The organism is Nocardia sp. NPDC049935 (assembly GCF_055586645.1).
Map to the genome: position 1 here is coordinate 70,803 of NZ_JBVJHV010000002.1, position 16,503 is coordinate 87,305.

Consider the following 16,503-nt stretch of genomic DNA (forward strand, 5'->3'; position numbering starts at 1 on the left):
TCGCCACCGCTGCGCGGACAACACCCCGTTTCTCCTCGGGCGCCGGCGGCCGGTCCCGACCAACCCATGGCCGACAGCGCTACAACGATCTGGTCACAGATGTGCTCGCTGGACCATATTCGACCTCATCGAGCCTAGGCAAGGCCGTGCTGATCGGATGGCCGAAATCCGCCGCGAGAACGCTGTGATCGCCCCGTGACGATACCTTGCCGAAGCCTTGATGTCGCGGCGGGCCGCGATATTCGGTCGTTATCGAAATCCGCTTCCGACCAGGCTTGTGTAACGGAATACGAACCCTCGTCGAATTCCTATCGACAGCAGTGTGCCCGCCACCCAGGACGCGTCCTGGGTGGCGGGCACACTGCTGTCGTTGTGCCGGTCTCCGCGCGGAGACCGGCACAACTGCCGTTATCCGATATTCGCCGACAAATCCGGGAGCATCCGCAACACTTCGGCCTCCCAATACGTCCAGGAGTGAATACCGGTCGCGGGGAACGAGTAGACGACATTGTTCGCGCCCAGTGTCATCATCCGCACCTGGAAGGAACGGGTATTGGCCAGGGCGAGCGCTTCCAGCGCCATCCCGTTGACGGTGTTGCCGTTGAAGCCGTCGGCCGCGCCGGGCAGGGCGCTGCCGGCCGAGATCCACAACCTGGTGTTGTGGTCGCGCAACAGCGGAGCGAATACGAACGGATCCATGCGCAGCCAGCTCGGACTCCACGGCGGCGCCATGGAGTCGACGTTGTAGCCGCCGGCGTCGATCATGCCGACCCGGATGGCCTCCCGCATACCGGGCGCGGAGATGTTCAGGTATCCGGAGTAGGAGCCCGCGAAACTGAACTGGTCGGGGTGGTAGGCGGCCAGGGTGAGCGCGCCGCTGCCGCCCATCGACAGGCCGAACACGCCGTTGCGGTTCGGGTTGAATCCGAGCTGATCGCGCAGCGCCCACCGCAGGTGCTGGTTGATGAAGGTCTCCCAGGCGTAGCGGTAGCTCTTGCCGGGCCCTTCGGAGATGGTGTTGAGCGCCCCGGACCCGGAGGACGATCCGGTGGGCGGGAGGCCGAAGAACGAACTCGGCGCGTTCCAGTCCGCGTAGAAGCTGGACATACCGCCGACCGGCATGACGACGTTGATATTCCAATCGGTGAGCGCGTTGGCGACATTGGTATCCATCTCCCAGCCGCTGTGCGTCTCCGGGGCGCGCATACCGTCCAGCGCGTAGACCACGCGGGCGGTGTTGCCGTCCTTGGCGCGGAAGACCCGCGACCGGATCGGGCCCATCTCGGGAGAGTTGACCCAGAAATCGAATCCCGCCGGGTTCGGCGCCGCCCGGACCTCGGGCGCCTCATCCGTGAGCCCCACCGCGAGAGGGGCCAGCAGCGCCACGGCCAACCCCATCGCCCATCGCCGCGCCCATCGATGGCGCCACGCCGATCCGGGCCTACGCGCACTTCGCATTCGACTAGACCTTTCGCCTGGACAGCCGGACAGCAAATCACGAGCTACGCTACCGGCCCCATCTCGGATACATAGACCTCGGCGCTCCGCCGAGGCGCAGGCCGTTACCTGATGCGTGCTCCTGGTATATCAATCGACCAAATGTACGCCCTCGTTGCCACGAAGTGGTGTAGGTCACACCAAACTGGAAAGGCGGGTATATACGCCCGTTGCCGTGCCCCGATTTCCAGGGGCACGGCAACGTCCTCGCAACATCGGGCGCCGAACGCCCGCACGGCTCAGCCGATATTGGCCGACAGATCCGGGATCATCCGGTACACCTCGGTGGACCAGTAGCGCCAGTTGTGCACGCCGACGGCCGGGAAGTCGTAGGTGACGTTGCCCGCGCCGAGCGCGCCCATCCGCACCTGGAACGCCCTGGTGTTGGCCAGCGCGAGCGCCTCGAGGCCCATGGCGTTGACGGTGTTGAAGTCCAGGCCGTCGGCGGCCGCGGGCAGTCCGCTGCCGGCCGAGATCCACATCCGGGTGTTGTTGTTGCGCAACAGCGGGGCGAAGACGAACGGGTCCATCCGCAGCCATTGCGGGCTCCACGGCGGCGCCATCGCGTCGATATTGAAACCGCCGGCGTCGAGCATCGCCACCCGCAGCGCTTCCCGCATACCCGGCGCGGAGACGTTCAGGTATCCGGAATAGGAAGCCGCGTAGCGGAACTGATCGGGGTGGTAGGCGGCCAGGGTGAGCGCGGCGCTACCGCCCATCGACAGGCCGAACACGCCGTTGCCGTTGGGGTTGAACCCGAGCCGGTCGCGCAGCGCCCAGCGCAGATCACGGGAGAGGAAGGTCTCCCATTTGTAGGTGGTCGACAGACCCGGGCCCGCGGCCGATCCGGAGGCCAGGCCCGAACCCGAATCACCGGCCGAACCGGTGAGTTCCCCCGCGCTGCCGGAACTCCCGAGCCCGAAGAAATTACTCGGCGCGTTCCAATCCGCGTAGAAACTCGATCGGCCGCCGACCGGCATGACGACGTTGATATTCCATTTGGTCAGTTCGGCGGCCACATCGGTATCGATCTCCCAGCCGCTCAGATCGTTGCGCGCGCGCATACCGTCCAGGGCGTAGACCACCCGGGCGGTGTTGCCGTCCGCGGCGCGGAAGATCCGCGATTTGATCGGTCCCATCTCGGAATCGACCCAGAAATCGAACCCGCTGGGGTCGAAACGCGCGGAGGCGGGCGCCCCCGGTCCGGCCACCGAGAAGCCCAGGGGTAGTACGAACGCCAGCGACAGCAGCGCTGTTCGCTTCAGCCAGCCGCGCAGACGCCCGCCCGGATGTCCGGTCGTATTACCGCGGCCGTTCACACCTCGCATTGGATCCCGCCCTCCGTCGTGCGGCATCTGCGGCCGCGCGTTCGACTTCCGCACCCGGTCGGCCGGGTCCGGACGCCAGCACCTTAACCCGAGCCGGTAGCGCCCGCCCACCCGGAAACGCGTAATGCGTTCCCGGTGACGGGAAGCCCTCGAGAAATGCGCAGATCAGCGAGGCGGAGTTATGGGATCCACCAGACCACAGCGCTGAATCTCATACTTCGGCACACGGTCGAGCCGGTAGGAGGCGAAATCGAACGCGTGCCGCAGATTGTGCTTGAACCGGTCGAAGGTGAGCGGGCCCTTGTAGGAGAGCATCAGCGCCTGGGTGTCCGGGCACGACATCGCGATATGCGCCTGCGCGACCCAGTCCTCGTCCATGTACCAGGGCAGCCACGGTTTGCGGTCGACCATGCCGGTCTCCACGATCACCCAGTCCGGATACAGGTTCTTGTCGTGCCCGATCCGGCCGTCGGTGAGCCGCTCGGTATGCGCGGCCAGCGGGAAGGCCAGGCCCATCGGATCGATGACCCGCACGTCCAGCGGGACGTTCATGCTGGTCATACCGAGATTGAGGAAGTAGACCGTATGCCCGGCGCCCTCCGGCGGGATGGGCATGGGCGGCGGCGCGATGTACCAGAACATGAAGGAGGGCGAGTTCAGCAGCAGGCCGCCGTCCGGAGTGTTCTCGATTCCCTCCACCATGGGCCGCATCCGGGCGTAGTCGAGGTAGTCCTCGGCGCGGATCGGGTGATCGTGACCGGTGTTGAGGACGTAATAGATCCGCTCGTCCACGATGCCGGACTTGTTGATCGTGGTCCCGGTCTTGATCGCGGTGGTGCCCGAGGCCAGCAACGCCCAGGCCAGGGTCGCGACCAGTGCGATCACGACGATCGCGAACGCGGGGACCTCCCGGCGCGACAGCGACCGCAGGCCGCCTTCCGGCAGCCGCAACGGGATCACCGCCACCGGCAGCAGGAACAGGAACAGCTGCGGCAGCAGCATCCGGCCGTGCATGAAATCGCCGCCCACGCGCAGCGCGTACACGGTGAGGATCACCGCGGCGGCGAGCACCAGCGTCACCACCGCCGCGGGCGAACGCAGCCGGAGGCGCAACCGCTGGACCCGGCCGGCGGCGGGACGGTCGTCGGCATCCGGATCGGTGACCGGTCGCGGGCGGTACGTACGCGCCACCACCACTCCGGCCACCAGCAGCACGGCCAGCGGTACATACAGGTAGTACGGGCCGGCCAGATCCCAGAGGTAGGTCAGGCCCTGGCCCCATTTGGCGCCGCCGGCGTCCTTGGCGACCGCGGTGTTCGGGTACGGCAGACCGTAGTAGCCCATCCGCCAGACCTGATAGCACAGCGGCACCGCACCGGCCACCGCCACCAGCAGCAGTCGCAGCAGCCAGGGACGCAACCGGGATTCGGGCATCGGGGCGAAGAAGATCAGCAGGAGCGCGAGGCCGCCGACCACGGCCATCTCGGGCCGGACGAGCGGGGCCAGACCGGCGAGAAAGCCGAGTACGAGCACACCCGCGACCCCGGGCCGGGCCGCCTGGCTCCAGCGGATCAGCAGCAGCCACAGCAGCGCGATCCAGCAGATGACCAGGCAGTTCTCCAGACCGGAGGTCACATAGTCGCGGGCCGGGGGAACCGCGATATAGGCCAGCGCGCCGGCCGGGATCAACAGCGACGACGACGCCGGGCCCCACAGTTTGCCGGTGCCCAGCATGGCGAACAGCAGCGCGAGCAACGAGAGCGTCAGCGCGATTCCCAGTACGACGTATTCGAGCCGGGCCTGGGTCACCCAGCTGAAGAACCAGACGACATAGGTCCATGCCGTACTGGTGTTGGTTTCCACCCGCTCACCCGGATTGAACACCGGGCCGTTTCCGGCGAGCAGGTTGCGCACCGTCCGGAGCACGATGAGGCCGTCGTCGGCGATCCAGCGCCGCTGCCAGCCGCCGAAGGCGAACAGGGCGACGGTGACCACGATTCCACCGGCGAAGACTCCACGCGAGATCCGCGCGGAACGCGGCGACGAGCGCGACTGCTCGGAGGCAGCCGGCTCGTCGACGTGTTGTGTTTCCGCTACCGCAATCTCGTCAGAAGAGATAGACAGCGACACCTACCGCTCCGATCCACGCTATGGCCAGCAACTGCAGGACGCGGTCTCCGAGAGCGATCTCTTCCGGTTCACCGGCTTTACCGCCGTCGACCTCCACCGCGTAGCGCAGAATCGCGATGGTGAACGGGATCATCGAGATGACGAACCATTCGGTGTCTTTGGCGGCGCCCTGTTCGAAGGCCCACAGTCCGTAGAAGACCACAACCGCGGTAGCGGCGAGGCTCCAGGCGAATCGTAGATAGGTGGGGGTGTAGTACTCCAGCGATTTGCGAATCTTGGCTCCGGTGGCCAGCGCGAGTTGTAGCTCGGCGTAGCGCTTTCCGGCCGCCATGAACAGCGATCCGAAGGCCATGATCAGCAGGAACCACTGGGACAGCGGGATTCCGGCGGCCACACCGCCGGCGATGGCGCGCAGCAGGAAGCCCGAGGACACGATGCAGATGTCGAGGACCACCTGGTGCTTGAGCCCGAAGCAGTAGGCCAGCTGCACACCGATGTACACCCCGATGGTCACCGCGAGCTGCCAGGCCGCCAGGAACGACAGCCCGATCGCGCCGAGCAGCAGGACCGCCGCGAGCGCGAAGGCCAGATTCACCGGCACCACGCCGGCCGCGATCGGGCGGAACCGCTTGGTCGGATGGGCCCGGTCCGCCTCGACATCCATCGCGTCGTTGACCAGGTAGATGCCCGAGGCCGCCATGCAGAACACCACGAACGCGATGGCGACATTGCCGAGCACATCGAGTTCGATCACCGAACCGGCGGCCATCGGCGCGGCCAGTACGAGGACGTTCTTCACCCACTGCCGGGGCCGGACCGCCTTGACCAGGCCCGATACCAGCGACTTGGGCGGCCCCTTCCTCTCGGCGTCGGCCAGATCCGCGCCGGTCGGCTCTTCACTCATAAGGGGCAGCGCCTTTTCATCTTGTGCGGTCACTGTCGAGTCTCTTTTCGGCGGCGAGCAGGGCAGCGGCGGACGCGGCGCCGAGTGCGGAACCCGCGAGCACATCGGAGGGGTAGTGGACCCCGAGAACGACCCTGGACAGCAACATCGGCGGTACGAGCACCGCAGGCAAGGGTAGCCCGGTCAATTTTCCGAGCAGCACCGCCGCCGCGGTTGTGGACGTCGCGTGCGAGGAAGGGAAGCTCAGTTTGCTCGGCGTCGAAACGTTGACCTGCACCGACGGCGCGTGCGGGCGGGGCCGCCGGACGATGCGCTTGATCACGATGGACGCCGCGTGGGCGCCGACCGCGCCGACCGCCACCCCGGCCCACTGCCGCCGGCGGGGTTTGTCGGTCAGGGCGCCGACGGCGGCGATCGCCATCCAGCCGAGCGCGTGCTCACCGAAATGCGACATCCCGCGGGCCGCGGAGATCACCGCCGGGGTCGCGATAGCGCCCTGGACGGCTGCGATGATCGCGACCTCCGGACCGCCGCTGCGCGCGGCGCCGGCATCCTGCAGGCTCGGGTTCATCGCGTTCACCGGCGGTTCTCCCCGTCGCTGTCGATACCGAAGACCTTCTCCCACGCGGCGGCGCCGGTGAGTTCGGCATGCGCCGCGCGGTACTTCCGGCGCATCTCCGGGAGCCGGTCGGCGAGTTCCTTGCGCAGCCGCAGCGCCTCCCGCAGCAGCCCGTAGGCCTGCCGCGGATCGCGTTTGCGGTACACCACGCCGCGCCCGTCCGCGGTGGTGACGGTGACCCCGTCGACCTGCGAGAGCAGGAACCAGCGCGCGTCCAGCGTCGGGACGTTGAGCTGCGGCCGGTCGTGGTGTTCGGTGTGGGCGGGCCGCAGGTTGTGCAGCAGGCCCTTGCCGAGCCGGACGATCTTGGCCAGCGGGTTGGCGGGCTCACCGACCGCGCCGACGCCGATCCCGCTCGCCAGCGGCAGTGCGGTCGAAGACGGCAGGATCACCGCGTCCGGATACTGTTTGCGCAGCTCGTGGACTGCGCCCAGTGCGCTCGGCAGCAGTTCGAACAGCCGCTGCGGGCCGGCCAGGAAATCCTTGATCGCGAGGTTCTGGATGGCGACCGTCGAGTACTCCAGGCAGAGCAGATGCTTGAGCGTGGCCTTGACGGTGTTGGCGACCATGGCCCGGCCGTTACCCGGCTGGTGCAGCGCGGCGACCACCAGGCGGTTGCGCAGGTGGAAGTACGCCTGCCAGTCGATGGCGTCGTCCTTGTCGCTCCACGCCATATGCCAGACCGCCGCGCCGGGCAGGGTGACCGTGGGATAACCCGCTTCGCGGGCGCGCAGGCCGTATTCGACATCGTCCCATTTCAGGAACAGCGGCAGCGGCTGACCCAGCTCCTCGGCGACCTGCCGGGGGATCACACACGTCCACCAGCCGTTGAAATCGGTATCGATCCGCCGGTGCAGCAGTTTCGAGTTGTCCCGGTCGAGCAGCGGGTACTTGGAGAAATCGTGGTCGTATTCGACGTTCGGCGCCGCCGACCACATGAAGATATTGCGGTCGACGACCTCGCCCATCACATGCAGATGCGAGCGTTCCTGCAGGTTGAGCATCTGCCCGCCGACCAGCACCGGGGATTTCGCGAAGCGGGCGAAGGCCAGGGCGCGCAGGATCGAATCGGGTTCGATCTCGATATCGTCGTCCATGTAGACGATGAACTCGGCGCTGGTGGTTTTCAGCGCCTCGTACATCACCCGGCTGTAGCCGCCGGACCCGCCGAGATTGGGCTGGTCGTGGATGGCGAGCCGGTCGCCGAGCACCGCGGCGGCCTCGTCGAACCCGGGTTCGTCGACGACCTTGCGGGTGCCCTGGTCGGGGATGATCACCGCGTCGATCTGCGCGAGCACCAGCGGATCGGCGCCGAGCGCCTTCAGCGTGGTCACCGCGTCGGTGGGACGGTTGAAGGTCGGCATCCCGACCGCGATCCGGCCCGCGCCGGGCGCCTCGACCGGCGCGTACCAGCCACCGGCGACCAGCGTCACCGCGGTATCGGTGGTGATGTCGAACCAGAGCCAGCCGCCGTCCTCGAACGGGCCGAAATCGGCCTCCATCTCGACGAACACCGTCTCGGCGCCGGAGGCGACCGCGAACTCGCGCCCCTGGACGTGGATCCGCGACCCGTCGGCCTTGGAGCGGTACAGATCCACCCGGCCGTGCCCGGCGAGTTCCAGCCGCAGCACCACGGAATCGAGGATGCTCCAGCGCCGCCAGTAGCTGGCCGGCAGCGCGTTGAAGTAGGTGCAGAACGACACCTCGGACTCCGCGCCCACCGACAGCGAGGTGCGGGTGGTGGCGTGCGCGCGGCGTGCGTTGGTGTCCGACTCCTCCAGATAGAGGGTGCGCACATCGAGCGGTTCACCCGGGCGGGGCAGGATCACCCGCTGCAACAGCGAGGCGGCTCGGGTGGTGGACGCACTGTGCGCCAGTGATGCAGAGGTCATACGTCGTTGTTCTCCTCGGCCAGCGGCGCACCCGTTTCCAGATGCGGGCGCAGCACATTGTCGAACATGTTCAGCGCGCTCGCGATGGCCATATGCATGTCCAGATACTGGTAGGTACCGAGACGGCCGCCGAACAGGACCTTGGATCCGGTGGTCTCCTGTTTGGCCAACGCGCGATACGCGGTGAGTTTGGCTCGATCCTCGGGGGTGTTGATCGGATAGTACGGTTCGTCGCCGGTCTGGGCGAAACGCGAGTACTCGCGCATGATGACCGTTTTATCCGTCGGGTAGTCGCGTTCCGGATGGAAATGCCGCGGCTCGATGATCCGGGTGTAGGCCGGATCGGCGTCGTTGTAGTTCATCACCGACGTGCCCTGGAAATCACCGATGGGCAGAACCTCGGTCTCGAAGTCGATGGTGCGCCAGCCCAGCTCACCCTCGGAATAGTCGAAGTAGCGGTCGAGCGGGCCGGTGTAGACGACCGGGGCGTCCGGGTTCTGCGCGCGCAGCTCCTCGCGGACGTCGAACCAGTCGGTGTCCACCCGGACCTCGATCAGCTCGCTCGCGGCCATGTTTTCCAGCCACTTCGTGTACCCCTCTTTGGGCAGGCCCTCGTAGGTGTCGTTGAAGTAGCGGTTGTCGAAGGTATAGCGGACCGGCAGGCGGGTGATATTGCCCGCGGGCAGTTCCTTGGGGTCGGTCTGCCACTGCTTGGCGGTGTAGTCGCGGACGAACGCCTCGTAGAGCGGCCGGCCGATCAGCGAGATGGCCTTTTCCTCGAGGTTCTGCGCGTCGGAGGTCTCGATCTCGGACGCCTGATCGGCGATCAGGGCGCGCGCTTCCTCAGGGGTGAAATACCGGCCGAAGAATTGCGAGACCAGGCCCAGACCCATCGGGAACTGATATGCCTGGCCTTTGTGCAGGGCGAAAACGCGGTGCTGATAACCGGTGAACTCGGTGAACTGCGTGACGTAGTCCCACACCCGCTTGTTCGAGGTGTGGAACAGATGCGCGCCATATTTGTGGATCTCGATACCGGTTTCCGGTTCGGGCTCCGAATAGGCGTTACCGCCGATATGCGGACGGCGGTCCAGCACGAGAACTCTCTTGCCCAGTAGGTTCGCGCTGCGCTCGGCGATGGTCAGCCCGAAGAAGCCGGAGCCGACGATGATCAAGTCGAACTGTGCGGTGTTATCTGAGTTACCCGGAGACGATGCGGCGGTCACGGGTGCCCAGCGTATCGGAAGCGATTCCCGGCGCCAGTCGGGATCGACCGGGGCGGGGTAACTCCTGGTGGGACGAGCCGCCGGGGCGTGGTGACCGGGAAACAGGTCCGCCGGGGCCGGTGGGTACCGGCCCCGGCGGCGACGGGGTGTCCGATGCGGACCGGAAGGGTCAGCGGTAGCCGTACGGCGCGGCGCCGTAGGCGCCGGCCACGGCGGGCGTGCGCGCCGCGTCGATCCACCGCTTGGTGGGGGCGATGGCGGCCAGTACCAGGGTGAGCACGGCGAACAGCGGCGCCGAGAACACACTGAAGCCGCCGGTCGACAGCGAGGCGATCACCGCGACCGTCAGCACGATCGATGCGACGCAGCCGACGATGACCAGCACGCGTCCGGTATTGCTGCGGCGCAGCAGCAGGATGCCGCCGATCAGGAGCAGCAGCGCCAGCACGCTGTAGGCGATCCCCAGCACCACACCGATGCCCTCGAGATCGAAGTCGAGATCGACATCGGGCCCGCTGCTGCTGGAACTCGAACTCGAGCTGCGCCGGCGGGCACCGGTAGCCAGCGCCGCACCGCTGGTCAGCGAACTATCGGAAGTCGCGGCCGCGAGGATGAACATGCCGACCGCGCTGAGCGCGCTCGCGACCCCGCCCAGCAGGGCCAGGATTCCGGCGGTGATCCCGGTGCCGCCGCTGGGCGCGACCTGATATCCCGTCGGCGCCGGATAGCCGGGCCCCGGATAGGCCGGTTGCGGATACCCGGGCGGCGCGTGGTGGGCGGGAGCCGGATACGGCGCCGGATACCCCGGCTGCTGCGGCGGCTGACCATACGGATAACTCATGGGACCTCCCCCTCGTCACAGTTTCGGGGCACTGTACCGCGCCCCGGTGACCCCCGCTGATCCCGGACAATGTGAAACACCAACGTCCGCACCCGCATTCGGGAACGGACGCCGGTGTTTCACCACGCCTGTCTATTCGAGATTGTTGTCGGCGTAGATCCGCATGGCATCCCGGACGAATTCCGCCGTGCCCTTACCGTGCACGTCGTAATTCGCACCGAAACGCTCATCGGCAACATACATTTCACCGAGACCGGCGAAATAATGCGCGCCGGGCCGGCGGCCCTGCCAGCCGCCGGTGACCCATTCGTAGTGCCGGGCGGTGATCGCCTGGACCTCCGGGGCACCGGGCGGCAGCCCTTCCCGGTGGGCCCGCCCGAAATCTCGCGCGATATCGAGCTGCGCCTGCTGGAACGCGCGTTTTTCCGCGGTGCTCAATGAACGCCACCACCGGTCGCCGCTCTGATAGGCATCGGCGCCCCACCGTTCGGACACCTCGTCCTTGTACTGCGTATGGTCGAATTCCTCGAAGACTTCCGCCGCCACGAGTCGTTCACCCCTTTCCAACTTGCCCAATGTGGTGTGCACCGACTCGATACGGCGGCCGATCCGGTCCCGCTCCTGCCGGAGCAGTTCCAGTTGCGCGCGCAACGCGGTGGCCGCGTCGCTCTCCCCGGAGAGGATCCGCCCGATCACGGGCAGACCCACCCCGAGTTCCCGCAGCAGCAGAATGCGCTGCAGGCGTACCAGCGAGGTCTCGTCGTAGTACCGGTAGCCGTTGATCCCGATCCGGCTGGGCGGCAGCAGCCCCATCTCGCCGTAGTGGCGCAGGGTGCGGCTGGTGGTGCCGGCCGCTTTCGCCAGGTCCTGGATCGACCATTCACCCGCGCGGGATCCCGCCGTCACGCCCGCTCACCTCTTCCGTATCGCGTCGATGTCTTCAGGGTGCGAGTTGACGCTACGTAAAGGTCAAGCCGAGAGGCGCGATCCCGCCGCTACGGACCCGAGAAGACCCGGGTCGTCTCCATATCCACCCGGATGGGCGGTGTACCGGGAACCGCCGCCGGACGGTCGCCGTCGAGCACACCCGGACTCGTGGGCCCGGGACCCGCCGGAACACCACCGGATTCGGCACGGCCCGCCGGCACCCGGGCGGGGGCGGTCGCGGCGGGAGTCCCCTCGCCCGCCCCGAGACCCGAACTACCCGATTCCGTACCGGGATCGGTCGCCTCCGGCGCGGTGCCGGGATCGGTCGCCTCCGGCTCCGCGCTACCGGATCCCTGCTCCACACCCGGTACCAGCTGCATCAGGGTGGTGAAATCGACCACCTGCGCACCGAGAGCGGGGGTGTAGATGATGACGCCGTTCTCGAACAGCCGGTAGCGACCGGCATCGTCGGGCAGCGGCAATTCGGGAGTGACGGGCAGACCCACCGCGCTGTGCGCGCCGCCCATCTCCGCGTAGGCGGTATCGATCGGCGAGGGCGTCGCACCGGGCGCGACACCGGGCACCGCACCGCCGGGCGATACCGGCAGCGATCCTTCCGGGGTCCGCGGGACCGGTCCGCCGCCCGGCGGCGGCACCGCGTCGGCGGGCAGTCCGGGTGAGGAACCGTCCGGCAGGCTCGCCGCGCGATCGGGATTCGCGGGGGGCGCGGCCGGGGGCGGGGTCACCACGGTGAGTTCGCCGGGTGTCGGGCCGACCGCGAAGGTCTGGATATCTGCGGGACTGCCGCCGTCGGGAGCCGCGGAATACTCCGCGCGCAGGATCCGGCCGTCCCGCAGCAGTACCCGGCCGGCCGTCGATTCCACGGCGGCCGTGGTCCGCGGATCCTCCTGCTCGGTTCCGGTGTAGACCTGGCAGTCGGTGGTATCGCAGGTCTGGGCGTAGGGCCAGCGGCTCTCGGCCAGGGCGTAGGAACGCGCCGCGACGGCCTGCGCCGCCAGCGCGGCGGGCTCCCAGTCGGCCGGCATCTCCGCCGGGACCACACCGAGCAGGTAGTCCTGCACCTCGACCCGGTTGACCGTGCGGGCCTGGCCGTCCTCGAGGGCCGCTCCGAGCGAGCCGCGGTACGCGCCGCCGCCGCACAGGGTCAGATGCTCGTTCGCCGGACGACCGGGGTTCGGGTCGACCGGATAGACCCAGGGATCCTGGACCGGGGTCTCCCAGAGCACCGCGCCGTCGCAGCCCGCGGTGACCACCGCGTGCGCGCTGCCGTCGGGCTGGGGAATCAGCCGGACTGCCTCCCCCGCGCCCACCAGTTGCCCGGCCACGCGGGCGCCGGCGTCGGAGAACACGACCGGCTCCTGCCCGTCGCGGCCCTGCAGCCGGACCGATACCGACGCGGGGCCGATGGTGCCGATCTCGGCGCCCGGGTAGTAGTGGGCCAGGATCTGATCGACATTCTGACCGTCGCGCGCGCTCTGCGACGCGCCGTGCTGACTGAGCCCCCGGCCGTGCCCCGGACCCGCCTCGGCAATCATCCGGTATACCTCGCCAGCGGTGGGCGTGAGCAACGAGCCACCGATGACCAACGCGGTGGCGCCGCAGACCATCAGTGGGCCGGGCCGGATCCGGCGACCTCTCATCGATTGGGTCAGACCGGGCACTACCAGCGGATTCCCCAGTCTCGGCGGAACTTTCGGCCGTGCTGTGCGTTTTCGGTATCGCATCCGAGCACTCCCATCGTTTGCCCGGACGTTTTGCCTCGGCACGACGTCGGCATGTCGTTTCGACCGGCCACGATCCGGGAGCTACATTCGAGCGACCAGGTAAGCCTCAACCACAGGTTTAGATTTGTGACGGATGTGGCTAGTGTGGTCTGTGAGACTCGAGTACGCAAGCATGACTTGCTCACCGATCACCGGTTTCAACCCTGATTGGAGACGCTCGTGCCCCACCGCAAACCGAAGCGTTCCTGTGTACTGCCGGTTGTCGCGCTAGTAGCGGTGGCGGGCCCGCTCCTGGTACCCACCGTCACCGGACACGACAAATCCGCCGACGAGGTGGAACTCACCGCCGTCCCACCCCAGCTCAGCGAGCTGGCGCTGAAGAGCGCCCCCGATATCGTGCTGCCGCTCGGTGAACTCACCGGTCTCGACCTGCCCGACCTGCGCCTCTCCGATCTGCAGTCGCTCGGCCTGCCCGGCGCCACCCCCGGCGATCCGGTGCCCGGCCGGCAGGTTCCCGGCCGCGCGCCCGGCCTCGGTTTCGTCACCGAGGCGCCCGGCGGCACCCCCGCCGCCGACACCCCCGCCCTCACCCCGGGCATCATTCCCCCGGAATTCATGAACGCCGTCGGCGCGCAGGTCAAGGAGCTGACGCGCGAACAGCCGTTCAGCATGGTCGCGCTGACCGCCCCCGAACTCGCCGACACCACCGTGATGGTCCGCGCCAAACAGCCCGACGGCGGCTGGGGTCAGTGGTACGAGGCCAGCCCGATCGACGGCGCCGACGGTGTGCCGAACGGCAGCCCCGCGGGCACCGATCCGATCTATGTCGGCAACACCACCGCCGTGCAGGTGCTGGTCACCCGTAAACCGCAGCAGTCCCCGGCCCCGGGTGGCCTGCGCACCCCCGCCGCCGCGGGCACACCGCAGCCGCCGCCCGATCTCACTGCCGTCCTCATCGATCCCGGGCGCGGGGCGGTCGACGACCACCTCGAGAACATCGCCGCCGCCCTGCCCGACGGCGGGCCCCGGGTGATCGCCCGCAATCAGTGGGGCGCCGACGAATCCATCCGCTGCCAGGAACCCACCTACGACGACGGGCTCGGCGGGATCACCGTGCACCACACCGCGGGCCGCAACGACTACAGCAAGGCGGAATCGGCCGGGATCGTCCGCGCGATCTACGCCTACCACTCGCAGACGCTGGGGTGGTGCGATATGGGCTACAACGCCCTGGTCGACAAGTACGGGCAGATATTCGAGGGCCGGTACGGCGGCCTCAACCGGACCGTCCAGGGCGCCCACGCGGGCGGATTCAACGAGAACACCTCCGGCGTCGCGATCATGGGCGACTACCAGGTCGAACAGCCCACCAACGAGTCCATCGAGGCGATCGGCAAATTCATCGGCTGGCGGGCGCGCACCGCGGGGCTCGACCCCAAGGGCACCACCACGATGTACTCCGAGGGCACCGAGTTCACCCCGTATCCGCAGGGCGCGGAGGTGAAACTGCCGGTGGTCTTCGCCCATCGCGATGTCGGCAACACCAGCTGCCCCGGCGACGCCGCCTACTCCCAGATGGACCGCATCCGCACGATCGCGGCCGGCGAGGCCGGGGGCACCGGCGGCGCCCCGCGCAGCCAGGCGAGCAGGTCCGACCTCGCCGCGCTGGCCGATCTCACCTCGCGGCTGCTGAACATGGTGGGCGACAATCTCATCGCCAAGTACTGGGTCTCCAAGGGCGGTCCAGACGGACCGCTCGGCCAGGCCGCGTCCGAGCCCCGGCCCGCCGCGCAGGGCCAGCAGTACGCGGAATTCGTCAACGGGAACGTCTACACCGCTCCGGACGGCCAGGCCTACGAGGTGGTGGGCAAGATCCTGGACCGCTTCCTGGAAATGGGCGCCGACGCGGGCGCGCTCGGCCTGCCGCTGAGCAACCCCTACGAGGTTCCCGAGGGAATGCGCACCGATTTCCAGCACGGCTCCCTGATCCTGAACCAGGTCACCGATGTGGTGAGCACGCTGTGGAAGACCTACAACGACAACCACCAGGATCAGGTGCAGAACGGGAACACCGGCCCGGCGCCCCCGCCCCAGGCGGTGAACCCGGTCCCCCTGGCCGCGCCCGGACAACCCGGGGCCCAGGGGCAGGCGCCGGTACCGCAGGACACGGCTCCGGGCCCGGCTCCGGTCGATATGCCCGGTCCCGCGCCGGCCGCCGAGCCCGGGCCGGCCGCCGTGGACCCGCAGGCGAATCCGCAGATCGCGACCTCGGGGGATCCGTCGGCGATACCCCCGCAGGCCGGGGTGCCGGCGGGGGCTCCCGCCCCGCAACCGGCGGCCCCCGCGCAGGTGCCGGGCCAGGGTCCGGCGCCCATCGATATGCCGGTCACCCCACCCGGCGCCGAACCGGACCCCGCCGCCCCGGCACCGGACCCTTCGCTACCGGCACCCGCTGCCTGAGTCCGCCCGCCTACGACCTGTGCCGAACCGCCGCGGTGGTTCGGCACAGTGCTGTCCGGCCGCGGATCACGAACCGGGCCCCCACCACCGCTCCAGCACCTGCGCCACCCCGTCCTCGGAGTTCGTACCGGTCACCTCGTCGGCGGCCGCGAGCGCGTCCGGGTGGGCGTGGCCCATCGCCACCCCCAGTCCCACCATGCGCAGCATCGGGATGTCGTTGGGCATATCACCGAAGGCGATCATCCCGGCGGGGTCGATACCCAGCCGGTCGCCGATGGTGCGCAGGCCGCGGGCCTTGGTGACCCCGGGCGCAGAGATCTCGACGAGGCCGTGATCGGTGGAGTAGGTGATATCGGCCCGGTCGCCGATATGCCCGGCGAGCGTGCTCGCCATCTCGCCGCTGCTCGCGCCGGGCAGGCGGATGAGCATTTTGATGGCCGGGCTGTCGATGACCTCGTCGCGCGCGACCGCGGTGTCGTCGGGGTTCAGCCAGGCGTGCTCGTAGGTCGGGGAGCTCACGAATTGCGGGGTGGCGGCATCGTGGGCGGTGGCGCCGACCCGTTCGGCGGCCAGTCCGCAGCCCGGCAGCACCTTCTCGGCGAGGTCGGCGAGCCAGGCCAGCGTCGGCACGTCGAGGGCGGTGGTGGCCAGCACCCGGTCGGCGTCGGCGTCGTAGAGCACCGCGCCGTTCCCGCAGACGCACAGCGGCGCGAAACCCAGCCCCGCGACCACCGGCGCGATCCAGCGCGGCGGGCGTCCGGTGGCCAGGACGAACGGCACACCGTCGGCGACCAGCGCCTCGACCACGGCTTTCGTCCGCGCCGTGACCCGCTCGTAGGGGTCGATCAGGGTGCCGTCCACATCGGAGGCCACCAGCTTCGGTCGGGTCTGCAGCGTCGCGGTCACCTGCCCCATTCTGCTGTGTCGGCCGGGG

General features: G+C 68.5%; 12 protein-coding genes. 1 reads left to right on the forward strand and 11 read right to left on the reverse strand.

Features of this window, described 5'->3' with window-relative positions; all coding sequences use genetic code 11:
* Positions 1–408: 408 nt before the first annotated feature.
* From ACZ6SF_RS08595 to ACZ6SF_RS08640, 10 genes are all read right to left on the reverse strand, one after another.
* Positions 409–1,398 carry an alpha/beta hydrolase gene (locus tag ACZ6SF_RS08595; protein WP_466061431.1) on the reverse strand — a complete coding sequence of 330 codons (990 nt, stop codon included), beginning with the start codon at positions 1,396–1,398 and terminating at the stop codon, positions 409–411.
* Between the two features lie 338 nt (positions 1,399–1,736).
* Positions 1,737–2,825 (reverse strand): alpha/beta hydrolase, encoded by a 1,089-nt coding sequence (locus ACZ6SF_RS08600; protein WP_466061432.1) that lies wholly within the window; start codon positions 2,823–2,825, stop codon positions 1,737–1,739.
* Positions 2,826–2,990: 165 nt separating this feature from the next.
* Entirely contained in the window at positions 2,991–4,955 is a 1,965-nt protein-coding gene (locus ACZ6SF_RS08605; protein WP_466061433.1) for an arabinofuranosyltransferase AftB family protein, read from the reverse strand.
* The gene (locus ACZ6SF_RS08610) at positions 4,933–5,859 is read right to left on the reverse strand and encodes a decaprenyl-phosphate phosphoribosyltransferase (RefSeq protein ID WP_466061434.1); all 927 of its coding nucleotides are present in this window, start codon (positions 5,857–5,859) and stop codon (positions 4,933–4,935) included. Before ACZ6SF_RS08610 ends, ACZ6SF_RS08605 begins: the two co-directional genes overlap by 23 nt.
* Positions 5,860–5,875: 16 nt before the next feature.
* Positions 5,876–6,430, reverse strand: coding sequence for a phosphatase PAP2 family protein (locus ACZ6SF_RS08615; protein WP_466062221.1), 555 nt, complete (start codon positions 6,428–6,430; stop codon positions 5,876–5,878).
* A gap of 5 nt (positions 6,431–6,435) precedes the next feature.
* Positions 6,436–8,370: a glycosyltransferase gene (locus ACZ6SF_RS08620; protein WP_466061435.1), complete on the reverse strand. Its 1,935-nt coding sequence runs from the start codon at positions 8,368–8,370 to the stop codon at positions 6,436–6,438.
* Positions 8,367–9,596 carry a UDP-galactopyranose mutase gene (gene glf / locus ACZ6SF_RS08625; RefSeq protein WP_466061436.1) on the reverse strand — a complete coding sequence of 410 codons (1,230 nt, stop codon included), beginning with the start codon at positions 9,594–9,596 and terminating at the stop codon, positions 8,367–8,369. The genes ACZ6SF_RS08620 and glf overlap by 4 nt, the downstream gene beginning before the upstream one ends.
* A 169-nt stretch (positions 9,597–9,765) precedes the next feature.
* On the reverse strand, positions 9,766–10,437 hold the full coding sequence (locus ACZ6SF_RS08630; RefSeq protein ID WP_466061437.1) for a hypothetical protein: 672 nt from the start codon (positions 10,435–10,437) through the stop codon (positions 9,766–9,768).
* Positions 10,438–10,569: 132 nt separating this feature from the next.
* Positions 10,570–11,343, reverse strand: coding sequence for a MerR family transcriptional regulator (locus tag ACZ6SF_RS08635; protein ID WP_466061438.1), 774 nt, complete (start codon positions 11,341–11,343; stop codon positions 10,570–10,572).
* A gap of 89 nt (positions 11,344–11,432) precedes the next feature.
* The gene (locus ACZ6SF_RS08640; protein WP_466061439.1) at positions 11,433–12,920 is read right to left on the reverse strand and encodes a SpoIID/LytB domain-containing protein; all 1,488 of its coding nucleotides are present in this window, start codon (positions 12,918–12,920) and stop codon (positions 11,433–11,435) included.
* Between the two features lie 465 nt (positions 12,921–13,385).
* On the opposite strand from ACZ6SF_RS08640, the gene ACZ6SF_RS08645 reads away from it, so the two are divergent.
* Positions 13,386–15,569 carry an N-acetylmuramoyl-L-alanine amidase gene (locus tag ACZ6SF_RS08645; RefSeq protein WP_466061440.1) on the forward strand — a complete coding sequence of 728 codons (2,184 nt, stop codon included), beginning with the start codon at positions 13,386–13,388 and terminating at the stop codon, positions 15,567–15,569.
* A 66-nt stretch (positions 15,570–15,635) separates the two neighbouring features.
* Here the strand turns inward: ACZ6SF_RS08645 and ACZ6SF_RS08650 are convergent, their stop codons facing one another.
* The gene (locus ACZ6SF_RS08650; protein ID WP_466061441.1) at positions 15,636–16,484 is read right to left on the reverse strand and encodes an HAD family hydrolase; all 849 of its coding nucleotides are present in this window, start codon (positions 16,482–16,484) and stop codon (positions 15,636–15,638) included.
* Positions 16,485–16,503: the final 19 nt, after the last annotated feature.